This window comes from Mycoplasma cottewii (assembly GCF_024918975.1).
In the GTDB taxonomy this organism is placed as follows: Bacteria; Bacillota_I; Bacilli_A; order Mycoplasmatales; family Mycoplasmataceae; genus Mycoplasma; species Mycoplasma cottewii.
Genome location: NZ_CP103424.1, coordinates 125,644 through 149,429 on the forward strand (window position 1 = coordinate 125,644; position 23,786 = coordinate 149,429).

The 23,786-nt window shown below is 28.3% G+C and carries 22 protein-coding genes and 1 other annotated feature; of the genes, 20 read left to right on the top strand and 2 right to left on the bottom strand.

Annotated features, from left to right (window positions below; all coding sequences use genetic code 4):
* Window positions 1-17: 17 nt before the first annotated feature.
* The 9 genes from NX779_RS00505 (at window position 18) to rplA (ending at window position 7,080) form a co-directional block, all read left to right on the top strand.
* Window positions 18-1,343 (top strand): hypothetical protein, encoded by a 1,326-nt coding sequence (locus tag NX779_RS00505; RefSeq protein WP_259430282.1) that lies wholly within the window; start codon window positions 18-20, stop codon window positions 1,341-1,343.
* 123 nt (window positions 1,344-1,466) lie between these two features.
* Entirely contained in the window at window positions 1,467-2,417 is a 951-nt protein-coding gene (locus NX779_RS00510) for an ECF transporter S component (RefSeq protein WP_259430283.1), read from the top strand.
* Window positions 2,418-2,440: 23 nt separating this feature from the next.
* Entirely contained in the window at window positions 2,441-3,763 is a 1,323-nt protein-coding gene (cysS, locus tag NX779_RS00515; protein ID WP_259430284.1) for a cysteine--tRNA ligase, read from the top strand.
* Window positions 3,764-3,766: 3 nt separating this feature from the next.
* On the top strand, window positions 3,767-4,504 hold the full coding sequence (gene rlmB / locus NX779_RS00520; protein ID WP_259430285.1) for a 23S rRNA (guanosine(2251)-2'-O)-methyltransferase RlmB: 738 nt from the start codon (window positions 3,767-3,769) through the stop codon (window positions 4,502-4,504).
* 61 nt (window positions 4,505-4,565) lie between these two features.
* Window positions 4,566-4,727, top strand: coding sequence for a 50S ribosomal protein L33 (rpmG, locus tag NX779_RS00525; protein WP_004428362.1), 162 nt, complete (start codon window positions 4,566-4,568; stop codon window positions 4,725-4,727).
* Entirely contained in the window at window positions 4,727-5,062 is a 336-nt protein-coding gene (secE, locus tag NX779_RS00530; protein WP_259430286.1) for a preprotein translocase subunit SecE, read from the top strand. The genes rpmG and secE overlap by 1 nt, the downstream gene beginning before the upstream one ends.
* Before the next feature lie 21 nt (window positions 5,063-5,083).
* A complete protein-coding gene (nusG, locus tag NX779_RS00535) occupies window positions 5,084-5,713 on the top strand; it encodes a transcription termination/antitermination protein NusG (RefSeq protein ID WP_259430287.1) in 630 nt (209 codons plus the stop codon).
* A 258-nt stretch (window positions 5,714-5,971) separates the two neighbouring features.
* Window positions 5,972-6,400, top strand: coding sequence for a 50S ribosomal protein L11 (gene rplK, locus NX779_RS00540; protein ID WP_259430288.1), 429 nt, complete (start codon window positions 5,972-5,974; stop codon window positions 6,398-6,400).
* Window positions 6,400-7,080 carry a 50S ribosomal protein L1 gene (gene rplA, locus NX779_RS00545; RefSeq protein ID WP_259430289.1) on the top strand — a complete coding sequence of 227 codons (681 nt, stop codon included), beginning with the start codon at window positions 6,400-6,402 and terminating at the stop codon, window positions 7,078-7,080. Before rplK ends, rplA begins: the two co-directional genes overlap by 1 nt.
* A 74-nt stretch (window positions 7,081-7,154) precedes the next feature.
* Here the strand turns inward: rplA and NX779_RS00550 are convergent, their stop codons facing one another.
* Complete coding sequence (locus NX779_RS00550) at window positions 7,155-7,391, bottom strand: hypothetical protein (protein ID WP_259430290.1); 237 nt, start codon at window positions 7,389-7,391, stop codon at window positions 7,155-7,157.
* A gap of 1 nt (window position 7,392) precedes the next feature.
* On the opposite strand from NX779_RS00550, the gene NX779_RS00555 reads away from it, so the two are divergent.
* From NX779_RS00555 to purB, 9 genes are all read left to right on the top strand, one after another.
* Entirely contained in the window at window positions 7,393-7,986 is a 594-nt protein-coding gene (locus NX779_RS00555) for a folate family ECF transporter S component (protein ID WP_259430569.1), read from the top strand.
* A gap of 20 nt (window positions 7,987-8,006) precedes the next feature.
* Window positions 8,007-8,795: a hypothetical protein gene (locus NX779_RS00560; RefSeq protein WP_259430291.1), complete on the top strand. Its 789-nt coding sequence runs from the start codon at window positions 8,007-8,009 to the stop codon at window positions 8,793-8,795.
* 108 nt (window positions 8,796-8,903) lie between these two features.
* Window positions 8,904-9,042, top strand: a sequence feature (ribosomal protein L10 leader region).
* 25 nt (window positions 9,043-9,067) lie between these two features.
* Complete coding sequence (gene rplJ / locus NX779_RS00565; RefSeq protein ID WP_259430292.1) at window positions 9,068-9,568, top strand: 50S ribosomal protein L10; 501 nt, start codon at window positions 9,068-9,070, stop codon at window positions 9,566-9,568.
* 67 nt (window positions 9,569-9,635) lie between these two features.
* Window positions 9,636-10,004, top strand: coding sequence for a 50S ribosomal protein L7/L12 (gene rplL, locus NX779_RS00570; RefSeq protein WP_259430293.1), 369 nt, complete (start codon window positions 9,636-9,638; stop codon window positions 10,002-10,004).
* 194 nt (window positions 10,005-10,198) lie between these two features.
* Window positions 10,199-11,353, top strand: a complete 1,155-nt coding sequence (locus NX779_RS00575; RefSeq protein WP_259430294.1) for a hypothetical protein — start codon at window positions 10,199-10,201, stop codon at window positions 11,351-11,353.
* 21 nt (window positions 11,354-11,374) lie between these two features.
* On the top strand, window positions 11,375-15,238 hold the full coding sequence (gene rpoB, locus NX779_RS00580) for a DNA-directed RNA polymerase subunit beta (RefSeq protein ID WP_259430295.1): 3,864 nt from the start codon (window positions 11,375-11,377) through the stop codon (window positions 15,236-15,238).
* An 11-nt stretch (window positions 15,239-15,249) separates the two neighbouring features.
* Window positions 15,250-19,017: a DNA-directed RNA polymerase subunit beta' gene (gene rpoC, locus NX779_RS00585; protein ID WP_259430296.1), complete on the top strand. Its 3,768-nt coding sequence runs from the start codon at window positions 15,250-15,252 to the stop codon at window positions 19,015-19,017.
* 102 nt (window positions 19,018-19,119) lie between these two features.
* Window positions 19,120-20,418, top strand: a complete 1,299-nt coding sequence (locus NX779_RS00590; RefSeq protein WP_259430297.1) for an adenylosuccinate synthase — start codon at window positions 19,120-19,122, stop codon at window positions 20,416-20,418.
* The gene (purB, locus tag NX779_RS00595; protein ID WP_259430298.1) at window positions 20,411-21,706 is read left to right on the top strand and encodes an adenylosuccinate lyase; all 1,296 of its coding nucleotides are present in this window, start codon (window positions 20,411-20,413) and stop codon (window positions 21,704-21,706) included. Before NX779_RS00590 ends, purB begins: the two co-directional genes overlap by 8 nt.
* Before the next feature lie 36 nt (window positions 21,707-21,742).
* Here purB and NX779_RS00600 read toward each other — a convergent pair whose 3' ends face one another.
* Window positions 21,743-22,039 carry a rhodanese-like domain-containing protein gene (locus NX779_RS00600; RefSeq protein WP_259430299.1) on the bottom strand — a complete coding sequence of 99 codons (297 nt, stop codon included), beginning with the start codon at window positions 22,037-22,039 and terminating at the stop codon, window positions 21,743-21,745.
* 81 nt (window positions 22,040-22,120) lie between these two features.
* Here NX779_RS00600 and rpiB point away from each other — a divergent pair, with 81 nt between their 5' ends.
* Both rpiB and glyA read left to right on the top strand, forming a co-directional pair.
* Window positions 22,121-22,561 (top strand): ribose 5-phosphate isomerase B, encoded by a 441-nt coding sequence (gene rpiB, locus NX779_RS00605; RefSeq protein ID WP_259430300.1) that lies wholly within the window; start codon window positions 22,121-22,123, stop codon window positions 22,559-22,561.
* Window positions 22,545-23,786, top strand: a complete 1,242-nt coding sequence (gene glyA / locus NX779_RS00610; protein WP_259430301.1) for a serine hydroxymethyltransferase — start codon at window positions 22,545-22,547, stop codon at window positions 23,784-23,786. The genes rpiB and glyA overlap by 17 nt, the downstream gene beginning before the upstream one ends.

A 23,786-nucleotide genomic window follows, 5' to 3' on the forward strand; every position in this document is an offset into this window, starting at 1 on the left:
TTGGGAGATGAAGAAAAGTGAAAAAATTATTAACACTTATGATGTCAACAACATTAGCAATAATACCTGGGCTAACTGTTGTTTCATGTGGTAAAAACGAAGTAGAAGTTAAAAGAACTTATGATGAAAACATAACTATTAATAAAATGGTTTGAAATAAAGACAAAAATCAATATGAACCAAAAGAAATTAAAGCTTCAGATAACAAAGAAGAATGACAAAAAGATCTTCAAACTTCTTTAGATGCTACTGGTTATGGAAGTTTAGTTGCAAGAGTTTTAAATTTATTAAATGCTAACATTATTCAAAAAAGAGATGCGAGTGACGCGTACAAAATTTTTAAAGGTAAAAAAGATAAAACTAATATTTTAGGTCAATGAAACAATGCTAATAATGAAGCTAAAACTCAAGAAGAATTCTATAAATTAATGGATGAATCAGAAACTCATATTTCTTCAATTAAAGGTTTATTAGAACTTTGAAAATTTGCTAAAGAAGATAAAAATAAAGAAATTGTTGCTAAATGAGAAAAATCAGTTAAACAAGATTGAGAAAAAATTAATGATTGAGATGATGAATTTGTTGCAAACTTAAATCAAATTGTAAATTCTTCAAATGATAATATGTACTCATCTGTTAAATTAGTTTCAGAAATTAAATCATCAAGTTCAAGTTTTTCAACATTTGCAATTGATAAAAGAAAAGAACCAACTGAACAAGGTGAAGAAATCAAATTAACATCAGTTGACGATAAAATTCTTGGTGATCTTACATATAATAAAGAAAATAAAAATGAAGTAAATGAATTTGTTTTTGGAACTAACCGTGCAAAAGATCCATATGGTTCGTCTATTATTGGAGATAAAGGTGTGGTTAATAATGATGCTTTAGCTCCAAAATTAATATATTCATCAAAAGATTTAACTCCAGAAAAAACTAGAGAAAAAATTAATCTTGCTGAAGAAGGACAAAAAGATAAATTTAAATATAATTGAAATCTATCTGAAGATAAAAAATCTTTAAAAGCTACTTCAGAATATGATTTCTACTATTTAAATAATAAAGAATCAGATAGTTTAAAACTTCAATTAACATATAACTATTTAAATAGTAAAAATGAGAAAAAAGATTTTGTATTTAACGTAAACTTTAAAAACTTATACAAAGTGTTTGTTCCTACTTTTAATAATGCTAACGCTGCAGATAATAAATCAACTACTGATACAAATAGTTTTGGATGAAGCTTTGTTGGTTATAGATTTTCTGATGCTAAAGATTATAGTGAAGAAGTTGCATCATTTAAAGATATTCAACTAGAAATAACAAAGTCAGAACAAAAATAATAGTAGAACATTGTTTTATCTAATATAATAAAGGTATGTGTTCAACGTTAAAGTGTGGTAAATTATACATTCCACACTTTTAAGATATAAATATAATAGGTATATAGTAAGGTGGTGATGAAAATGGCAGGATTAGACAATCTTAGAAAACTTTTGCTTCAGTCACATAATTTAGCATATTTTTCACTAATTGTTACGGTGTCTACTATTTTCATCTACTTTATTTTTAAAGCTTCAAAAAGATTTGTAAGAAATTATAAAAATGGTTTTGTTTATAACGAAAGAACAAAGTTTGATACTAAAAAAATAACATATATATCTATGATGGTTGCTGTTTCAGTTTCTATAACAACAGTTATCTCATTAACGATCCCTATTACAGTCCTACCACCAATAAGAATCGCTTTCGAAGGTGTTATGATCAAAATCACGGGTATGATATTTGGTCCAATTATCGGATTAATAGTAGGTATAGTTACTGAAGCTTTAACATTAATGTTTGTGCCTTCATATATACATATCGGTTATTTAGTTGTTGCCTTCTCATTTGGTTTTTGAGCAGGAATGACAGCATATTCATTTAGATTAAAAAATAAATGATTTACTTTAAGTTTAATTACTATGTTTATAGTTTTATCAGCTGGTTTTATGTTTTGAATCATGAGAGGTATGCAAAATTTAAATCCAGATGATACTAGAATCTTTGGTATTAAAGTAAATCCTGCGGTGTTTCCATATCTATTCTTAGGTATGATGGGTGGAACATTAGTTTTAATTTATTTAGTAACATTTGTTTTAGAGATTAGAAAGAAAAATCAAATATTAAATATTATTTTATCAATCATATTGTTATGTATTATCACTGAAATTTTAGTAACCGTTCTATCTGCTGCGTGAGCTGATTATCAAATATTGACTCCAGGTCAAATTCGAGATGGAACTAATGGAACTGAAAACACTTATATTACAATGGTTGTTCTGAGAATGATTCAAGTACCTGTAAAATTATTATTTAACACAACTGTTTTAACTACTGTTTATGTGGTTTTAAGACCTTTAATTAAAGTAAGATAGAAATAATAGAGAGTAGGTATTTTATGAAAATTTATGATTCATTATCAAAACAAGTAAAAGACTTGGATAAAAAAGAAATTACTCTTTATTGTTGTGGACCTACAGTTTATAACTTTATTCATATAGGAAACGCAAGACCATCTATATTAATGGATGTTTTTGTGCGTTTTTTAAGAAGTTTAAATTATAAAGTTAATTTTTTACAAAATGTAACTGATGTAGATGACAAAATAATTGCAAAAGCTTTAGAAGAAGGTACAACAGAAAAAGAACTATCAGAAAGATATACTAAAGCATATTTAGATGATTTAACTTCTTTAAATGTTAATCATCCAGATACTTTAATTCCAATTAGTTTAAAAATGAATGGGATGATTGATTTTATTAAACAATTAGTTGACAACAATTCAGCTTATGTTGTTGATGGTGATGTTTATTTTGATATTAGTAAATATGAACAACAATACTCTAAACTTTCAGGATTCAAACTTAATGAATTAATCGCTGGAGAAAGAGTAGAAATTGATTCTAAAAAGAAAAACCCACTAGATTTTACTTTATGAAAAAAAACTGATGTTGGTGTTAGATGAGAATCGCCATTTGGATTAGGTCGTCCTGGTTGACATACTGAATGTGTTTTATTAATTGATGAATTTTTTAATAATCAAACTATTGATATACACGCAGGTGGAATTGATTTAAAATTCCCTCATCATGAAAATGAAAGAATACAATTTATAGGATTAAGAAATAAAGAACTTGCAAATATTTGAATGCATAATGGACATTTACAAATTGAAGATGAAAAAATGTCTAAATCATTAGGAAATGTTATTTTAGTTAAAGATTTTGTAAAAGAACACAACCCTAACACTTTAAGATGAATCTTTTTATCATCACACTATCGTTTACCATTAAATATAAATAAAGATATAATTCATCAAGCAAATAAGTTTTTAGATAAATTAAAAAATCTTTCTAAAAAAATTATTGATTGATCAGTTGTTATGAATAAAGAAGTTAATGTTGTAAGTCAATCAGAATATGTTGATAAATTTAATCAGTATATGCAAGATGATTTAAATACAGCAATGGTATTATCTTTAATTGAATCAATCATAAAAGATATAAATAAAAATATTAGTTCAAATCAAGAAATTGAGATTTTAGTTGGTTCATTAATTCATATTTTAAATACATTAGGATTTAGTCAAGATATATTTAATTACCAAATTAATGATCAAGATAAACAATTATATTTACAATGAAAAGAAAAAGTTAAACAAAAAGATTTCACTAGTGCAGATCAATTAAGAGAACAATTAGTTAAAAAAGGAATTCTTTAATCAATGGAAAAGAAAAATTTAATATATGGTAGACACGTAGTTTTAGAGTTTTTAAATAAACATCAAAACATGGTTAAAACTATTTGAACAAAAGATTTGAGTTATTTGAATTCAATTAATTTAAATAAAAGTAAAATTCAAGTGATTAAATCAACTGATCAAAAATTAGAAAAAATGTTTGATGAACACGTTAATCATCAAGGTATTGTTGCTGAAATTAAAGAGTTTAATTACACACCTTTTGCTGAGTTATTAGATTTTGTGAACCAACAAGAAAAATCATTTATTTTAATGTTAGATCAAATTCATGACTCATATAATTTTGGTGCAATTATTAGAAGTGCTGTTTTACTTGGAGTGGATGGAATTGTTATTTTAGATAGAAAACAAGTTCAAGTTAACCCAACAGTTGTAAAAACAAGTAGTGGAACAGCTTATGATATTAAAATTTCTAAAGTTAACAATTTAAGTAATGCTATAAGTCAATTAAAAGATAATAATTTCTGAGTTTATTCAACAAATTTAAATAGTGATTCAGTTGATATAAGAAAAGTTAATTTTGCTAATAAAACAGTTTTAGTAATTGGTAATGAACAAAAAGGTGTAAGTAGTTTAGTTACTAAAAATAGTGATGTAAATATTTATATACCTTCAAATAAAACAATTGATTCATTTAATGCAAGTGTTGCTAGTTCTATTATTTGTTATGAGATAGCAAATAAGTTAGAAAAATTATCTTAAGTTGTTAAATTGACATTATTATATATAATATATATGAATGAAAAAGTAGGGAGAAGTGATTATGTCTAAACAAGTTAAAAGAAAAATAACATTAGTTTGTGAAGAATGTTTAAATAGAAACTATCAAGTTAACAAATCTACATTAACTCAAAAAGAAAGATTACAACTAAAAAAATATTGTGCAAACTGCACTAGACATACACTACATAAGGAAACAAGATAATGGATAAAGATTTAAATAAAACTAACGTTGAGACTAATACAACTGAAAATAATAACTCAGTTTCTACTACTTCAAATTCTAAAATTAAAATCTCAAAAAAAACTAAAAAGAAATTAAAAGTTAAAAAAGAAAAAGAACCTAGAGACATTAAATTAATGTTTAAAGAGTTTCCAATAAAAATGGTTAAAGAAATTTCTAAAATTAGATGATCAGGATCTGATAGTTTAAGTAAAAAGTTTATAATTGTTATTTTATTTATGCTTATTTTTGCGGTTATATTTTATAGCTTAGACTTAGGTATTCAACAATTATTTCAATTGATTAAAGTATTTTAATAAAGGTAAGGATAATAGATTATGACAAATGAAGAAATAAGAAAATTAGAAGATGAAATATTAACTGCTAAAGGTCAATGATTTGTAATTAGTTGTCAGACAGGTCATGAAGAAAAAGTTTCAGCTGATTTATTACAAAAAATAAAATCTGCAAACATTGAAGATGAAATATTTCACATTAAAATCTCAAAAGGACTAGTAACAACAAAATCTGGAAAAGAAACTGAAAAAAATAAATTCCCTGGTTATATTTTTATAAATATGATTATGAGTGAAAGAGCATGATTCTTAATCAGAAACACTCCAGGAGTAACTGGATTTATCGGTTCAAGTGGACGTGGAGCTAAGCCTTCCCCTTTAACAACTGAAGAAACTTTAAAAATGTTATTACCAGATACAGCTATTGAAAAAGAAGATCAAGCTGTTGAAAAAACTAAAAATGAAGCTGTTGCTAAAAAACCTTTATTTACAGCTGACTTTAAAGTTGGAGATGTTGTTAAAATCAAAACTGGACTTCATGAAGGTGAAGAAGGAAAAGTTAAAGATATGGATTATTCAAAAGGTGTTGCATTTGTTACTATTGAAATGTTCGGTAGATGAACAGTTTTAGAAATTTCATTTAAAAATGTTGAACCAATTAAAGAATACTAATAATTTGAAAAGCATTTAAAAATGCTTTTTATTTTCTATGTTTCCCACTTTAAGCATAAAAATAAAAACACTTTTTATTTTTAATATACTGACAACTAAATTTGAAATAGAGTAAAATAACTTCTTTTATTTATAAAAATTTGTTATATAATAATGTGTAGGCGATTTTTATTGTGGGAGAGTTTGTTTATTTTAAAATAACTCATACGGACCACAGCGAGTAAAAAACGACCTTAAATATATAAGGAGGAAAAACCCGTGGCTAAAAAAATCACACGTATAGCTAAATTAGAATTCATGGCTATGCAAGCAAAACCAGGAGCAGAATTAGCTTCATTAGGTATCAACATGCCTGAATTTACAAGACAATTTAACGATGCTACTAAAGATAGAGCAGGAGATGTTGTTCCTGTTATTATTACAGCTTATGATGACAAATCATTTGAATTCGTTTTAAAAACTACACCAGCTGCAGCTATGTTAAAAAAAGCAGCTAAAATTGATAAAGGTGCAAGCAACGCAAAAACTCAAACAGTTGCAACTATTTCAGCAGAAGATGTTAGAAAAATTGCTGAATACAAAATGCCTGATTTAAATGCAAACACTATTGAAGCAGCTATGAAACAAATCGCAGGAACAGCTAAAAACATGGGAATCAAAGTTACAGGTATGGAGGATATTAAATAATGGCTAAAATAAGTAAAAGATTCAAAGAAGCTTTAGCTAAAGTTGAAAAACACAAATTATATCCTGTACAAGACGCTTTACAATTAGCTAAAGATACTTCAACAACTAAATTTGATTCAACTGTTGAAGTTTCATTTAACTTAAACATTGACCCAAGAAAAGCTGATCAACAAATTCGTGGTGCTATAGTTTTACCTGCAGGAACAGGAAAAAGCCAAAGAATTTTAGTTTTAACAAACACTAAAGTTAAAGAAGCAGAACAAGCTGGTGCTGATATCGTTGGTGGAGAAGACTTAATCAACAAAATCAAAAACGAAAACTGATTTGAATTTGATGTTATTGTTGCTACTCCAGAAATGATGGCAAAATTAGGAGCAATCGGAAAAATTTTAGGTCCAAAAGGATTAATGCCAAACCCAAAAACTGGAACAGTTACTATGGATGTTGCTAACGCAATTGATGAAATTAAAAAAGGTAAAGTTGAATACCGTGCTGACAAAGAAGGAAACGTTCACTTAATTATCGGAAAATCATCATTTGATGTAAACAAATTAGAACAAAACTTCAAAACTGTTGTTGATGAAATCAGAAGAGTTAAACCTCAAACTGTTAAAGGTGATTACATCATTAACGTAAGTGTTTCAACAACAATGGGGCCAGGAATCAAAGTTCAATTATAATTTACTAATACTAGATCTCTTTTTAAGAGATCTTTTTTTATTTAAAAAATATCTTTATAATATTTTTGAGTAATTTATTCTCAAAAATATATATTATAGAAGGGCAGACTGATTGATTTCATTTCATTAGCATTATTAGCAGGAAACGGACCTAAAATAGCAGATAAACTTACGTTCTTTTCTGCAAACGCAGTAGCGATTTTATTTATTATTTCATTTTTTGTTATCGGATATCTTTTAGATCGTCATTTTTGACGTAAGATAACAATTCAAGTTATATCTTTACTAGGAGTATTAATTGCACTTTGCATTATTGCAACTAATGTGATCGGATATTCAAAAGTATTTGGTTTCAAAATCCAATTAGGTAATTTCTTATTATTCTTATGTGGAATGCTTTTAGGACCATTAGCTGGACCATTAGCTGGTTTATTAAGTGATCTTACTGGATTATTAATTTCTGGAGGAGTTCCACACTTTGGATTTACATTAATTAAAGTTATGTACGGATTTTTAGGTGCATTAGTATTTTTACCAAAGCAAGATAAAAAAATATACTTTGTTTTAAGCATTGTAGGACTAATGTTAACTTCAGTAGCATTACACTTACTAGTTATTACACCATTATCATTTGCTTCATATGGAGGAACAACATCAACTAGACAAGGTTTAATTGTTGTTAAGATGATTCAAAGAGCTATACTTGTTCCTATTGAATGAGCATCTTATTCAGCATTAGTAATAGCTTGTTTTGAAATATCTTGAATTGTTTTAAGAGACAATCCAAAAATAGAGTACCAATTATGATGTGCTAGAAAAGGAGCACCAAAATTCTTATCTGATAAATGAGAAAAAAATAAAGTTGAAAATATAGTACAAGTTGAAAATAATCAAAAACTATCATAACAATTATTTATAAAAAAATTATGAAGAAATTTTTAAGTATTTTAACTATTTCAACTTTACTATTATCAACAACTTTAGCTCCTGGTTTATTAAATAAAAATAAACAAACAAATACACACACAAATCATATTGTTTTAAAATCAGAAAATAAAACAGAAAAACAATCTTTAGATAAATTAGTTACAGAAAAAAATATAGGTGATATTCTTAAATATTCTGATCAAGATATAGTTACAGCAATTAATAGAAAAAATAATCAAACTTTAGATATTAAACAATTAGTTGTAAAAAAAATAGATGATCAAAAAGCTGAAATTTCAGCTAAAAAAGACAGTAAAGAATACACAGGATCAATTGAAGTTACTTTCAAAGTTAACCCAAAAGCTAAATTTAAGTTAGATGAACTTGTTAAAGTAATACAAAAAGTTAGGTATGAAACACCAAAACTACCACCTACAATTTCTAAAAATGATGTTTTGAATGCTATAAACATTGCAAACAGTAAAACAACAACTAAATTAATTGCAGATCAAATCATAATGAATAAGTATACTGTTGAAAATAATGAAAAAGGTATAGCCAAACAACTTATTGCAACAATAAGTGCAAAAAAAGATGTTGATAATTATGAAGGTTCAGTTACAGTTAAATTTGTTATAGTAAAAGTAGAACCGGCTGAAGATAAAGGTACTGACACAGCATTTATTGTTATAGTTTCACTTGCTTCAGCATGAATAGTAGGTAGTCTTTCTTTACCACTTATTAGAAAATATAAACAAGCATCTAAAAATAAAAAACAAAATAATTAGTTTTAAAGCCAAGTAATTTTACTTGGTTTTTTAATTCTACACACTTAAATTTTATGAATGTTCTTATTTTTAAGTTTATATTGCAGTTTTATGTGTAGTGTGGTAATATTAATAAGGCTATTAATACCGAAGACAGTAACGGGTACAACCTTAATAATGTTACCGAGGAATTCTTTTTAAAAAACATTTTTTTGTTTTGTCCTCGGTTTAGTTTATTAGTTACTAACCGAGGTTTTTATTAAAGTTAATTATAGAACAAAGGAGGAATTTAGATGTCAAACTCAAGACCTAATCATGCTAAAAAAGCTGAAATAGTTTCTGAAATTGTTTCAAAAATTCAAAACGCTCAAGGTGTTGCTGTTGCTGAATATAAATACTTAACAGTTGCTGACATGACAGAATTAAGATTAGAAGCTTTAAAACAAAATATTGATGTTAAAGTTTATAAAGATTCTCTTGTTAGAAGAGCTGTTGAAGAATTAGGATTAAGCGATTTAAGTCCATTCCTAACTCAACAAAACGTGTTTATATTTTCAAACGAAGATAGCATCAGTGCTGCTAAATTAGTAGCAAAATTTGCTAAGAAAAATGAAAATCTTAAATTAAAAGCTGGTATCTACGAAGGAAAAGTTGTTGATACAGCTGGAATCAACGAAGTTGCTTCTTTACCTTCAAAAGAAGAACTATACTCAATGTTTGCTTCAAGTTTACTATACCCATTACGAAAAGTTATGGCAGCAATCAACGCAGTTGCTGAAACTAAAAGCAATTAATAGAATTTAAAAAAATTTGTGTATTGATAGCAATCAATTAAATTAGTTTATAAAGGAGAGAAAAATCATGGCTATTACTAAAGAAGATATTATTAAAGCATTAGAAGAAATGAAATTAAACGAATTAAACGATTTAGTTAAATCAATCGAAGATCACTTCGGTGTTGTTGCATCAGTAGGTGTTGCAGCAGCAGCTGCTCCAGAAGCAGGAAACGCAGCTCCAAGTGAAGTTTCAGTTCTTTTAACAGCTGCAGGACCACAAAAAGTTGCAGTTATTAAAGTTGTTAAAGAATTAACTGGAGTTGGATTAATGGATGCTAAAAAAATGGTTGACGGAACAATGCCAGTTGTAATTAAAGAAAACATCAAACCAGAAGAAGCTGAAGAAATCAAAGCTAAATTAGTTGAAGCTGGAGCTTCAGTAGACATTAAATAATTTCTATTGTAATAATTAACAGTTTAAAGAGTTACGTTGTAACTCTTTTTTATTTGATATAACAACCTAACATGTAACTCTATTGACTTTTTGTTAAAAAACGTTTAGAATTAATTAAATCGAGTATAGTTTAGTCGTTAAGAGCTTCTGCTATTCTCTTTCTTATTATTTGGCGATTATAAGAGGATGTATAAATGCGTTTTGATTACTTTTTAAAAACAAAGTCATTAAACAACATACTAAAAAGATTAAAAAATAGCACATTCAAAACAACAATACCAATAACAACAAGAAATAAATTATCATATGATCTAGTCAACCAAGTTGATCGAGATCGATTTTTGTATGATTACACAAAAGCATTTTATGATGAATTTGTTGAACCGGTAGTGGAAGAAAAGTTGTTTGATTTTGAGTTTTGTCTACTTTTATTTTTAGAAAAAAAAATAAATTATTCATTTTTTGAAGTTCTTTATACTTTTAAAAATATTAAAAAAGGAAAAAGACCTGAAACAGAAATTGAAAATATTATTTACAACACCATTTATGCATACGAATTTATAAAAATGCCTAAAATAGTATTAGATGAAAATAACTTTGAGATGTTTGTTCACATCTTATTGCAAAATTTAGATTTTGATCTAGATATTAAAACTAATTACTATCGTTCGCCAACTGATAAGACAATTGTAGAAAACACACTATCTGCAACTGATATTGATAGTGAGTTTAACGCATTATTTGATTATTTAAAAGACATGGATAGCAAGATGTTATCTGGTTACACACAAGCATATATTTTATTTATTGTAGTAATGCTTATATCACCTTTTAAAAATTATAATTTAACATTTTCAACTTTATTTACACAATGATTTTCATTCCAAAGAAATGAAAGTAAAAAAATAGTTATTCCTCTATATCAAATCGCCAAAAATTGAAATAACTTTAATGATAATATAAATAATTTAATTAATGAAGAGTTGGATGTTAATCAAACTTTAAATACGATCAAGCATTATTATGTTGAGAATATAAATTTTTATTATCACGCTTCTCACATTTATAAATGGATATTAAAAGATATAAAAAACAGAATGTGAATTTTTGAAGATGATCAGACATTTATTTTACTTGTACTGATGCTTCAAAAAACAGAAAACCTATCATTAAGTAGTATTAAAAATTTATTAACAATAAACAAAATTAAATTGCTTAGTGATCAAGAACTAGAAAAAATATTAGATAAACTGATTACTAAAAATGTTATTCAAAAAATAGGTAATCAAACTATTAAATATAGTTTTTGTGACAAAGATCTAGAAAAGGCTAGATTTCTAGTCAAATAGAACATGAGAAAGGACTATACAATGGCTTACAAAATTCAACAAATTAACCGTGGAGTTAAAAGACGTAACTATTCTAAAGTTTCAGGTAATTTATCTCTACCAAACTTAATTGAAGTGCAAACTGAAACATTTAACTGATTTAAACAACAAGGTATTCAAGAAGTTTTAGATGAGTTCTTCCCTATTTTATCAATGGATGGAACTAGTGTTTTAACATTAGAAAATTGAGGTTTTAAAGAACCAAGAATTAGTGTAAGAAAAGCTAAAGAAGAATCAAAAATTTATGATGCACCAATTTATGCAAACTTAAAATTATCTGTTAACAGAACTGAAGAAATTCAAAAAGATTTCGAAGGTTTTGATGAAAAAGATATTAAAAAATCGTTAACAATATGATTAAAAAATAGAACAGATAGTAATCAAGTAGCTTTCAAACAAAGTGCTGGGGATTCATACTTTTTTGAAGTAACTATTAAAAAAGCTGAAAAACCAGATCTAATCCAAATTGATATTATTGAAAACAAACAAACAGCATTAATCGCAAACGTTTCAATTTATAAATCAGGTGAAGTTTTCTTAGGAGATTTCCCATTAATGACTGAAGCTGGAACATTTATTATTAATGGTTCACAAAAAGTTATTGTTTCCCAATTAGTTAGATCTCCAGGTGCTTACTTTAATAAAGAATTAAACAGAAAAACTGGAGAAATGATTTATTCTGGAGACATCATTCCAAGTCGTGGTACTTGATTAGAATTTGAAACAGATTCTAAAAAAACTGGAGTTGATGCAATCAATCCATTATATGTAAAAATTGATAAATCAAGAAAAACTACTGCAACTTCTCTTTTAACAGCATTAGGAATTAGTTCAAAACAAATATTAGAAATTTTTGATAATGATGCTGTTATAAATGAAACTTTACATCAAGACACAAGTTTTGGAGATCAACAAGTTGATTGAGCACACCAAGTACAAGAAATTTATAAAAAAATTAGACAAGGTGAAACAGCAACTAGTGAAGGTGCTTCTAAATTCATTAATGGTATTTTATTTGATAAACGTAAATACGATTTAACAAAAGCTGGAAGATTTAAATTACAACAAAAATTAGCTATTAAAAATAGAATTTTTGGAAGAATCATAGCTGAAGATATTCTTGATGCTAACAACAACATTTTAGTTAAAAAAGATACTGAAGTTAACAAATCAAACATTAAAGAAATTTCAGATATTTTAGATACTGGTGTAATGACATTTGATGTTAATTATTTAGAAGAAATCAGTGGAAGTAGAAAAGTTCAAAAACTAAAAGTTTATAAAGATAATGATCTAAAAAATGAAATAACTACTTTAGTTGGAATCACTAAAGAAAGTGTTGAAGAATTTGTTACAGTTCCTGATATTATTTCAACAATTTCATACTTATTAAACTTAAAATACAACATTGGTGAAATCGATGATATCGATAACTTAGGAAACAGACGTGTAAGAACAGTTGGAGAATTATTACAAAATCAATTCAGAATGGGATTAAACCGTATTGATAAAAACGTTAAAGAAAAATTAGCTACAAGTGATTTATACAAAGTTAAAACTTCAACAATCATCAATGCTAAACCTTTAACAGCAATTATTGGAGAGTTTTTTAACTTATCACAATTATCACAATTCATGGATCAAATTAACCCATTATCAGAATTAACTAATAAACGTAGATTAACAGCTTTAGGACCTGGTGGATTATCAAGAGATAGAGCTGGACTTGAAGTTCGTGACGTTCACCCATCTCACTATGGAAGAATTTGTCCTATTGAAACTCCAGAAGGACCAAACATCGGATTGATTAATAACTTATCAACTTATGCAAGAGTTGATGAATATGGATTTATTACAACTCCATATAGAAAAGTTGTTAATGGTGTTATTCAAAATGATCAAGTTGAATACTTAACAGCTGATAAAGAAAGAAAATTTATTATTGCTCAATCAAACGTTAAACAAGATGAAAACGGAAAAATCTTAGATGAAATCGTAGTTTCACGTTTTAATGGTGATGACTACATGGCTAGAATTGATGAAATTGATTACATTGACGTTTCACCAAAACAAATTGTTTCTGTTGCCACCTCAGCAATCCCTTTCTTAGAAAACGATGACGCCAACCGTGCACTGATGGGAGCAAACATGCAACGTCAAGCTGTTCCATTAATTAGACCAGAATCTCCATTTGTTGGAACTGGTATTGAATTTGAAGCTGCTCGTGACTCAGGAGAAGCGGTTGTTGCTAAAGAAGACGGAATCGTTAAATACGTTGATTCAAAAATGATTTCAATTCAAGGACAATCAGGAATTAAAACTTATACATTATCTGATTTTGAAAGATCAAATAATGGTACTTCATTAACTCAAGCTCCAATTGTTAAAAAAGGTGATGTAGTTAAAAAAGGTGAAATTATTGCTGATGGTCCATCAATGGATCAAGGTGAATTAGCTATTGGTCAAAACGTTGTGGTTGCTTTTTCAACTTATAATGGATACAACTTCGAAGATGCGATTGTTATGAGTGAAAGAGTTGTAATGGACGATAGATTTACTTCAATTCACATCGATGAATACACAATCGAAGTAAGAAACACAAAACAAGGACTAGAAGAAGTTACTCGTGAAGTTCCAAACGTAAGTGAACAAGCTAAAAAACACTTAGATAGCGAAGGAATTGTAGCTATAGGAACTGAAGTTAAAGTTGGAGATATTTTAGTTGGTAAAGTTACTCCAAAAGGTCAAGTTCAATTATCACCAGAAGATAAATTATTACATGCAATCTTTGGTGAAAAATCAAGAAACGTTAAAGACAACTCATTAAGAGTTCCAAACGGTGGAGAAGGAATTGTTCAATCAATTAAACGTTTCAAAGCTAAATCTGCATCAAATCCAGATGGTATCGATTTACCAGCGGATATTGTAGAAGTAATTAAAGTTTACATCGTTCAAAAACGTAAAATCCAAGAAGGTGACAAAATGTCAGGACGTCACGGAAACAAAGGTATTATTTCAAGAATCCTACCAGTTGAAGATATGCCTCACTTAGAAGACGGTACACCAGTTGACATTATGTTAAACCCACAAGGGGTTCCATCACGTATGAACATCGGTCAAATTCTAGAAATCCACTTAGGAATGGCTGCTAAAAAAATAAATGAAAAAATAATTACTCCGGTATTTGAAGGATTAAATGAAAAAGAATTAGATGAAATAATGGCTGAAGCTGGAATGACAAATTATGGAAAAGTTACTTTAATTGATGGTAAAACTGGTGAAGCTATTGATAAACCAATCGCAGTTGGTGTGATGTATATGTTAAAACTATCACACATGGTTGATGACAAAATTCATGCACGTAACGTAGGGCCATACTCATTAATTACTCAACAACCTTTAGGAGGAAAAGCTCAAAACGGGGGACAACGTTTCGGAGAAATGGAAGTTTGAGCTTTAGAAGCTTATGGAGCCGCTCACACATTACGTGAGATTCTAACAATTAAATCAGATGACATTAAAGGTCGTTCAAAAACTTATGAAGCTATTGTTAGATCAAGACGTGTTCCTGAACCAGGAATTCCAGAATCATTCAACGTTCTTTCAAAAGAAATTATGGGATTAGGATTTAATATGTATATGATTGATGAACAAGGTGATAGATTATCAATTAATGCATATGAAGAAGAAGAACAATTATCAAAATTATTTGATGATGAAAATGTAGAAGTAGAAAACCTATCAATTGATAACCAAGATGTTGAAAATGAATTAGAAGATCTAACTTACATTGATGAAAAAGATATCTTAGAATCATTTGGATTTAATGAAGAAGATGAAGAATAATAGGGGGAAACATGGAAAACATAAAAAACAAAAAATCTATTAAGATTGAATTAGCAAACCCTGATACTATCCGTTCTTGATCACACGGAGAAGTTACTAAACCAGAAACTATCAACTATAAAACATTAAAAGCTGAAAAAGATGGATTATTTGATGAAAGAATTTTTGGTCCAACTAAAAACTATGAATGTTCATGTGGTAGATACAAAAAAGCAAACCCTATGAATAAAGGTAAAAAATGTGAGAAATGTGGTGTTGAACTAACTGAAGCGATCGTAAGACGTGAAAGAATGGGACACATCGAATTAGAAGAACCAGTAACTCACATTTGAATGTTAAAAGTTGCACCATACAGAATTGCTGCTTTATTAGATCTAAAAGTTAAAGAATTAGAAGAAGTAGTATACTTTGTTTCACACATAGTTTTAGAAGCTGGAGATTCAAAACACTTTACTGAAAAAGAAGTTTTAGATCTAGGTTCAACTAAAATTAATAAAACACGTGAAAAATTACGTGAAACAATTTTAGAAGTTATTAACATAATCAATGATCCAGAACACCGTGACACTAGAAAAGCTAATAGATTATTAGAAGAATTAAATAATACTAGCGTTCCATTTTCTATTGACGAAGCAACTACTTTAATTGGTAAGTATACAGGTGCTAAATTCGGTATTGGAGCAAGAGCTGTTGAATATCTATTGAAAAAAATAGATTTAGAAAAAGAAAGCAAAGCTATTAAAGCTGAACTATCTAACCTTAAAAAATCTCCAAATGACAGATCTAAATTAATGAAACGTTTAGAAACTCTTGATTCTTTAAGACGTTCAAACCAAAGACCAGAATGAATGGTTATGAGAGTAATTCCAGTTATTCCACCAGACATTCGTCCTATTATTCAATTAGATGGTGGTAGATTCACTACTTCTGAAATTAATGATCTATACAGAAGAATTATCATCAGAAATGAAAGACTTAAAAAAGTTAAAGAAATGGGAGCACCATCAATTATTGTTAACAACGAAAAACGTATGTTACAAGAAGCTGTTGATGCCTTATTAGATAACGAACGTAAACCAAAACCAGTTCAAGGTAAAAATAAACGTCCTTTAAAATCATTAACAAGTGTTTTAAAAGGAAAACAAGGTCGTTTCAGACAAAACCTATTAGGAAAACGTGTTGATTACTCTGCTCGTTCAGTTATTGCAATTGGACCAGATCTAAAAATGTATCAAGCAGGATTACCACGTGAAATGGCTATTACATTATTTAAACCATTTGTAATTCAATGACTACAAGAACATGAATATGCAGAAAACGTTAAAGTTGCTGAAAAAATGGTATTACAAAATGACCCTAAAGTTTGAGAAGCTTTAGAACAAGTTATTAAAGAAAGACCAGTTCTTTTAAACCGTGCTCCTACTTTACACCGTTTAGGAATTCAAGCATTCGAACCTAAATTAGTTAAAGGAAAAGCAATCCGTCTACACCCACTAGTTACAACTGCATTTAACGCCGACTTCGATGGGGATCAAATGGCTGTTCACGTTCCTATTACAAAAGAAGCTATTGCTGAATCAAGAGCTTTAATGTTAGGATCAAATGCGATTCTAGGACCTAAAGATGGAAAAGCGATTGTTACTCCAGGTCAAGATATCATTTTAGGAAACTACTATGTAACAACTGAAGAAAAAGATGCTAAAGGTCAAGGTATGATGTTTGCATCTATTCAAGAAGCATTTACAGCTTACAAAAACGAACAAGTTTCATTAAATGCATTAATTGGTATACCACTATCAGCACTTCCAGAAGAAAAATTTAGCAATAAAGAGCAAAGACAAAATTCATACTTATTAACAACAGTTGGTAAATTATACTTTAATGAAATCTTTGATAAAGCTTTCCCATGAATTAACTCAAACAGTATTTGAAATGCTGAAGAAGTATTACCTGAGTTTATTTATGATTTCAACCAAAACATTAATGATGTAATTAATAATGTTGAAATTCAACAACCAATTAAGAAAAAAGAATTATCAATCATTATTGAAAGATACTTCCAAACTTATGGAGCAAGAAAAACAGCTGAAATGCTAGATAAAATGAAAGATCTAGGATTCCACTTCTCAACAAAATCAGGAACTACTATTTCTGCTGGTGACGTTGTTGCCTTTACTCACAAATACGATGAATTCAAAGAAGCTGATGCTAAAGTTGAACAAATTACTGAATACTACAACATGGGTATGTTAACTGCTAGTGAGAAAAAACGTAGAATCATTGAAGTTTGATCAACAATTAAAGATAATATCCAAAACGAATTATCAACAGTATTACGTAAAGATGTAAAAAACCCAATCTTTGTAATGGTGGATTCAGGAGCCCGTGGTAATGTATCTAACTTCACTCAGTTAGTAGGTATGCGTGGATTGATGAACGATACTAAAGGAGATATTAAAGAAATCCCTATTAAATCATCATTCCGTGAAGGATTAACTGTGTCTGAATACTTCGTTTCAACGCACGGAGCTAGAAAAGGTATGGCCGATATTGCCTTAAAAACTGCCGATTCAGGATATCTAACAAGAAGATTAGTTGACGTTTCACAAGAAATTGTTGTTGTAAATGAAGACTGTGAACCAACTAAAGGATTTGAAGTATCAGCAATTATTGATACAAAACACGATAATGTTATCGTTCCATTAAAAGACAGATTAGATGGTCGTTTTGCATTTGCTGATATTTATGATAACAATAACAATTTAATTGTTGCTGCTAATACAATGATCGATAAAAACATTGCTGAAAAAATTGTTAAAGCAGGAATTACAACTGTATTAATCCGTTCAGTATTAACTTGTGATAATACACGTGGTGTATGTCAAAGATGTTATGGACGTAACTTAGCAACTGCTTCATTAGTAAAAGTTGGAGAACCTGTTGGAGTTGTTGCTGCACAATCTATCGGAGAACCAGGAACTCAGCTTACTATGCGTAACTTCCATACCGGAGGGGTTGCTGGTAATGCTGATATTACTCAAGGGTTACCTCGTATTAAAGAATTACTTGACGTTACAACACCAAAAGGATCAGTTGCAATTATTTCAGAAATAGATGGAATAGTATCAAACATTGAAGATCACAATGGAATTTATGTAATAAACATTGTTGGTGAAAACGATACAATCAGAAGATACAAAACTGATTTCAACTCAATTCTTCGTGTTGAAAATGGTGAACATGTTCATGTAGGTCAAAAATTAACTGAAGGAGCTATTGATTTACATCAATTATTAGAAGTTGGTGGAATTCAAGATGTTCAAAACTACATTCTAAAAGAAGTTCAAAAAGTTTATCGTTTACAAGGTATTGAAATTTCAGATAAATACATCGAAATCATTATTAAACAAATGTTAAACAAAGTAAAAATTACTGACAGTGGTGATTCAGACTTATTACCAGGTGAAATTGTTACAATTCAAAATTGAAAACAAGCTGTGCAAAAATGTATTATTAATGGACAAAGACCTCCATTATCAGTTGCTCAAATCTTTGGTATTAAAAAAGCACCATTAGAATCAGAATCATGATTATCTTCAGCATCATTCCAAGATACAGCTAGAGTGTTAACAAAAGCTATTATCAAAGGAAAAGAAGATAAACTACAAGGATTAAAAGAAAACATTATGTTAGGAAACTTAATCCCTGCTGGTACTGGTTTAACAGGAACAAGTGAAATTGAAAAATTAGCTGAAGAATACCACAACAACGAGTATTAATAATAACTAAAAATCTTATGTTAAAAGCATAAGATTTTTTATTGTAGAATTAAAAGAATTTTATATTGTAAAATAAATTTATATACTTTAAGGAGAAAATTTATGAAGAAAAAATACAAGTCGCTTGTTGTTGTAGGTAGTCAATGAGGTGACGAAGGAAAAGGTAAAATAACTGACTATTTTGCTCAAAAAGCAGATGCTGTAGTTAGATTTGCTGGTGGTGATAATGCTGGTCACATGATTGAATTTAATAATAAAAGACATAAAGTAACTATTGTACCTTCAGGAGTATTTAATGCTGATGTTAAAAACATTATAGGTAATGGTACAGTTGTTAATTTAAAAAACTTAGTTGCTGAAATGAAAAGATTAAATGAAGCTGGAATAGATACTAAAAACGTTTATATTTCAGATAGAGCACATTTAATTTTTGAGTGACACACTTTATTAGATGAACTTCAAGAAGAAGCTAGAAAAGAAAATAAAATAGGAACAACTAAACGTGGTATCGGTCCTACTTATTCAGATAAAGCTGCTCGTTATGGTATTAGAATTTGCGATATTTTACAACCAAACTTTAAAGCTTTATTAGAAGAAAACATAGATTATCATAATGAAATTATTACTAAAGTTTATAATCACGAACCATTAAAATTAGAACCAATTTATAATGAATTAATGAGTAATTTTGAAGTAATTAAAAATAATATTATAGATTCAGGTTATGAAGTTGCTAACTTAATTGAAGATGATAAATTTGTTTTATTTGAAGGAGCACAAGGTGTTTTATTAGATATTGATCACGGAACTTATCCTTTTGTAACTTCATCAAACTGTTCAGCAAACAATGCTTCAATTGGAGTAGGAGTTCACGCAAAACATATTAATAAAGTTGTTGGAATTGTTAAAGCATATAATACTAGAGTTGGATCAGGTGGTATGCCAACCGAAATAATAGGTGAATTAGCTAACAAATTAAGAGAACGTGGCAGAGAATATGGATCAAACACAGGAAAACCACGCAGAATAGGTTGATTAGATTTAGTTGCATTAAAATATGCAATTAGAGTTGGTGGAATTGATGAATTATTCTTAACATTATTTGATGTTTTAGATACTGAAGAAAAAATTAAAATTTGTACAGCTTATGAATTAGATGGAAAAATTATTCATTCAATGCCAGCAAATGATTTAGATCTAAAAAGATGTAAACCAATTTATGAAGAAGTTGATGGATGAAATGAAGATATTACTAAAGTTACTTCATTTGACCAACTTCCAATTAATGCTCAAAAATACATGAAAAAAATTGAAGAAATTGTAAAAACTCCATTCTTAGGATTCTCAGTTGGACCAGATCGTAAGCAAACAATTTTAATTAAAGGTGAATTTGATGATTAAAAGATACGAAGTTAAAGAAATAGCAAAAATATGAAGTGATGAAAACAAATATAACATTTGACTAAAAGTTGAACAACTAGTTTGTGAAGCTTGATCTGAATTAGGTTATATTGATAAAACTGATATTGATAAAATTAACAACAATTTAAAAGTAGATCTAAATAGAATGTTAGAAATTGAAGCTGAAACAAAACATGACGTTGTTGCTTTTACAAGAATGTTATCTGAACAATTAAATGATGAAAGTAAATGAATACATTTAGGAATCACTTCAACTGATATTGTAGATACTGCTCAAAATTATTTAATTAAACTATCTAATATTGTTGTTGAAAAAGAATTAGAAAATATTTCTTCAACTCTTAAAAAATTAGCACTAGAAAACAAAAAAACATTAATCATGGGAAGAACTCATGGAATGTATGGAGAACCAACTAGTTTAGGTTTAAAATTCGCTTTATGATTCGATGAAATTCAAAGACAAATTAATCGTTTTAAATTAGCTAAACAAGATATAGAAGTAGCTAAAATTTCTGGATCTATGGGAAATTATGCTAATTTAGAAGTAGAAGTTGAAAAATATGTAGCTGACAAATTAGATATGCAAGTTGATAATTTATCAACTCAAGTTTGTCAAAGAGATAGACACATATTCTTAGTTGAAGTATTTGCAAATATTGCAACAACTTTAGAAAAAATTTCAACTGAAATTAGATTATTACAAAGAAGTGATGTTAATGAATTAGCTGAAGGATTTAGTAAAAATCAAAAAGGAAGTTCATCAATGCCACATAAGAAAAATCCTATATCAAGTGAAAATATTGCTGGGTTAAGTCGTTATATTAAATCTCAAGTTTTAACAGTTTTAGAAAATAATAATTTATGACATGAACGTGATATTTCACATTCATCAAATGAAAGAATCTATTTACCTGAAATATTTAATTTACTAGTTTATGTAATTAGAAGAACAAATGATACACTAGAAAATATTGTTATTAATCATCAACAAATGTTAAATCATATTAACGAAGCTAAAAATATTTATTTTTCTCAAAGAATATTAACTTATATTTTAATAAATTGTAAAAATGTCACTAGAGAAGAAATTTACGATCAAGTTCAAGCAATTACATTAAAATGTTTAAAAGATAAATTAGATTTCAAAAATGAAGTTTTACAAAGTTCATTAACAAATTATGTAGCAAAAGAAAAACTAGAATCTTTATTTGATAATAATTTCTTTTTAAGACATGTTGATTACATTTTTAATAGAGTTTTTAAATAGATAAAAAAATCATGCTTATGCATGATTTTTACTTTATTAGTCTAATGAATAAATTCCACGATCTAAAACATAAACATTTTTATAACCCATTTTTTGTAAGAATCTAGCAGTAAGTCCAGATCTATTTCCGTGATTACATACTATGATTAATTTTTCATTAATATCAGGTCATCTAAATTGTGGATTATTTATAACTTCAGGATATGAAATATTTTCACTTGGTTCAAATCTTTTGAAGTTTTGATATTCATATTGATCTCTAACATCGATAACTTTTCAACCTTGATCTATAAGTTGAAAAAACTCTTCATTTGAAATACTAATTTTATTCACACTATTCACCTACTAATATTTTACTTAACTATAAATGTTATCTAATAATGTTGTAAAATATTTTTAAACTGGGAGGTAAAAATGGATAAAATTTATATTGGAAACGATCATACAGCAGTTGAAATGAAAAACGCTATTAAAAAACACTTAACAGAAAAAGGTTATGAAGTTGTTGATTTAGGAAATAGCGATGGTCAATCATGTAATTATGCAAGCATAGGATATGACGTTGCTAAACATGTTGTAGAAGATAAAAATAGTAAAGGTATTGTACTTTGTGGTTCTGGAATTGGAATTAGTATTGCTGCTAATAAAGTTCAAGGAGCAAGAGCTGCTTTAGTTTATGAAACTCAAGCCGCAAAACTTTCACGTTTGCATAATGATGCTAATATTTTAGCAACTGGAGCAAGATTTATTGCTGTAGAAAAATCGTTAGAACTAGTAGATACATTTTTAAATACAGATTTTGAAGCAGGACGACACATAGAAAGGGTTTGTACATTAAATGAATTCAAAAATTAATGAAAAAATATTAATTCCATTAAGAAAGGAATTAGAAAGACAACAAAATCATATAGAATTAATCGCATCTGAAAACTTCGTTTCAGAAGCAGTTTTAAAATTAAATGGATCAATTTTAACTAATAAATATGCCGAAGGATATCCAGGAAAAAGATATTATGGAGGTTGTGAATTTGTTGATGAAATTGAAAGTTTAGGAATCGAAACAATTAAAAACTTATTTAAAGCAGATCACGCTAATCTTCAACCTCACTCAGGAAGTTCAGCAAACGAAGCAGCATATAGAGCTATTTTAAATCAGGGTGATAAAGTTGTTGCTATGAGTTTAGATGCCGGAGGACACTTAACACATGGTTATCCAATTAACTTTTCAGGATCAAGTTATGACTTTAGATTTTATGGTGTAAGTAAAGAAACTGAACAATTAGACTATGATGAAATTGAAAAAATTGTTTTAGAACACCAACCAAAATTAGTTGTAGCAGGAGCAAGTGCTTATTCAAGAATTATTGACTTTAAAAAATTCCGTGAAATAGCTGATAAAGTAGGGGCTATGTTAATGGTTGATATGGCTCATATTGCAGGATTAGTTGCTGCTGGAGTTCACCCTAACCCAATGGAATATGCTGATATTGTAACAACTACAACTCACAAAACTTTAAGAGGATCACGTGGTGGAGTTATTTTGTGTAAAGAACAATATGCTAAAAAAGTTGACTCAGCAGTTTTCCCTGGATCACAAGGTGGACCGTTAGAAAATCAAATTGCTGGAAAAACTCAAGCATTCTTAGAAGCATCAACTCCTGAATTTGTTGAGTATGCAAAACAAATCGTTGCTAATACAAGAGCATTTGCTAATGAATTACAAAATCAAGGATTTAGATTAGTTGCTGGTGGATCAGACAATCACTTAATAACAATCGATGTTAAATCAACTATTGGAATTACAGGAAAAGTAGCAGAAAAAACTCTTGAAAAAATTGGAATCGTTGCAAATAAAAACATGATTCCATTTGATCAAGAAAAACCATTCTATACTTCAGGAGTTAGATTTGGAACACCTGCAATGACAACAAGAGGATTTAAAGAAGTCACATTTATAAAAGTTGCACAAATTATAGGTAGCGCTTTAAAAGATAGATCAGAAGAAAACTTAGAACAATTATCTAAACAAGTAACAGAAATTTGTAAACAATTCCCTATATATCAAAACATAGAATATTAA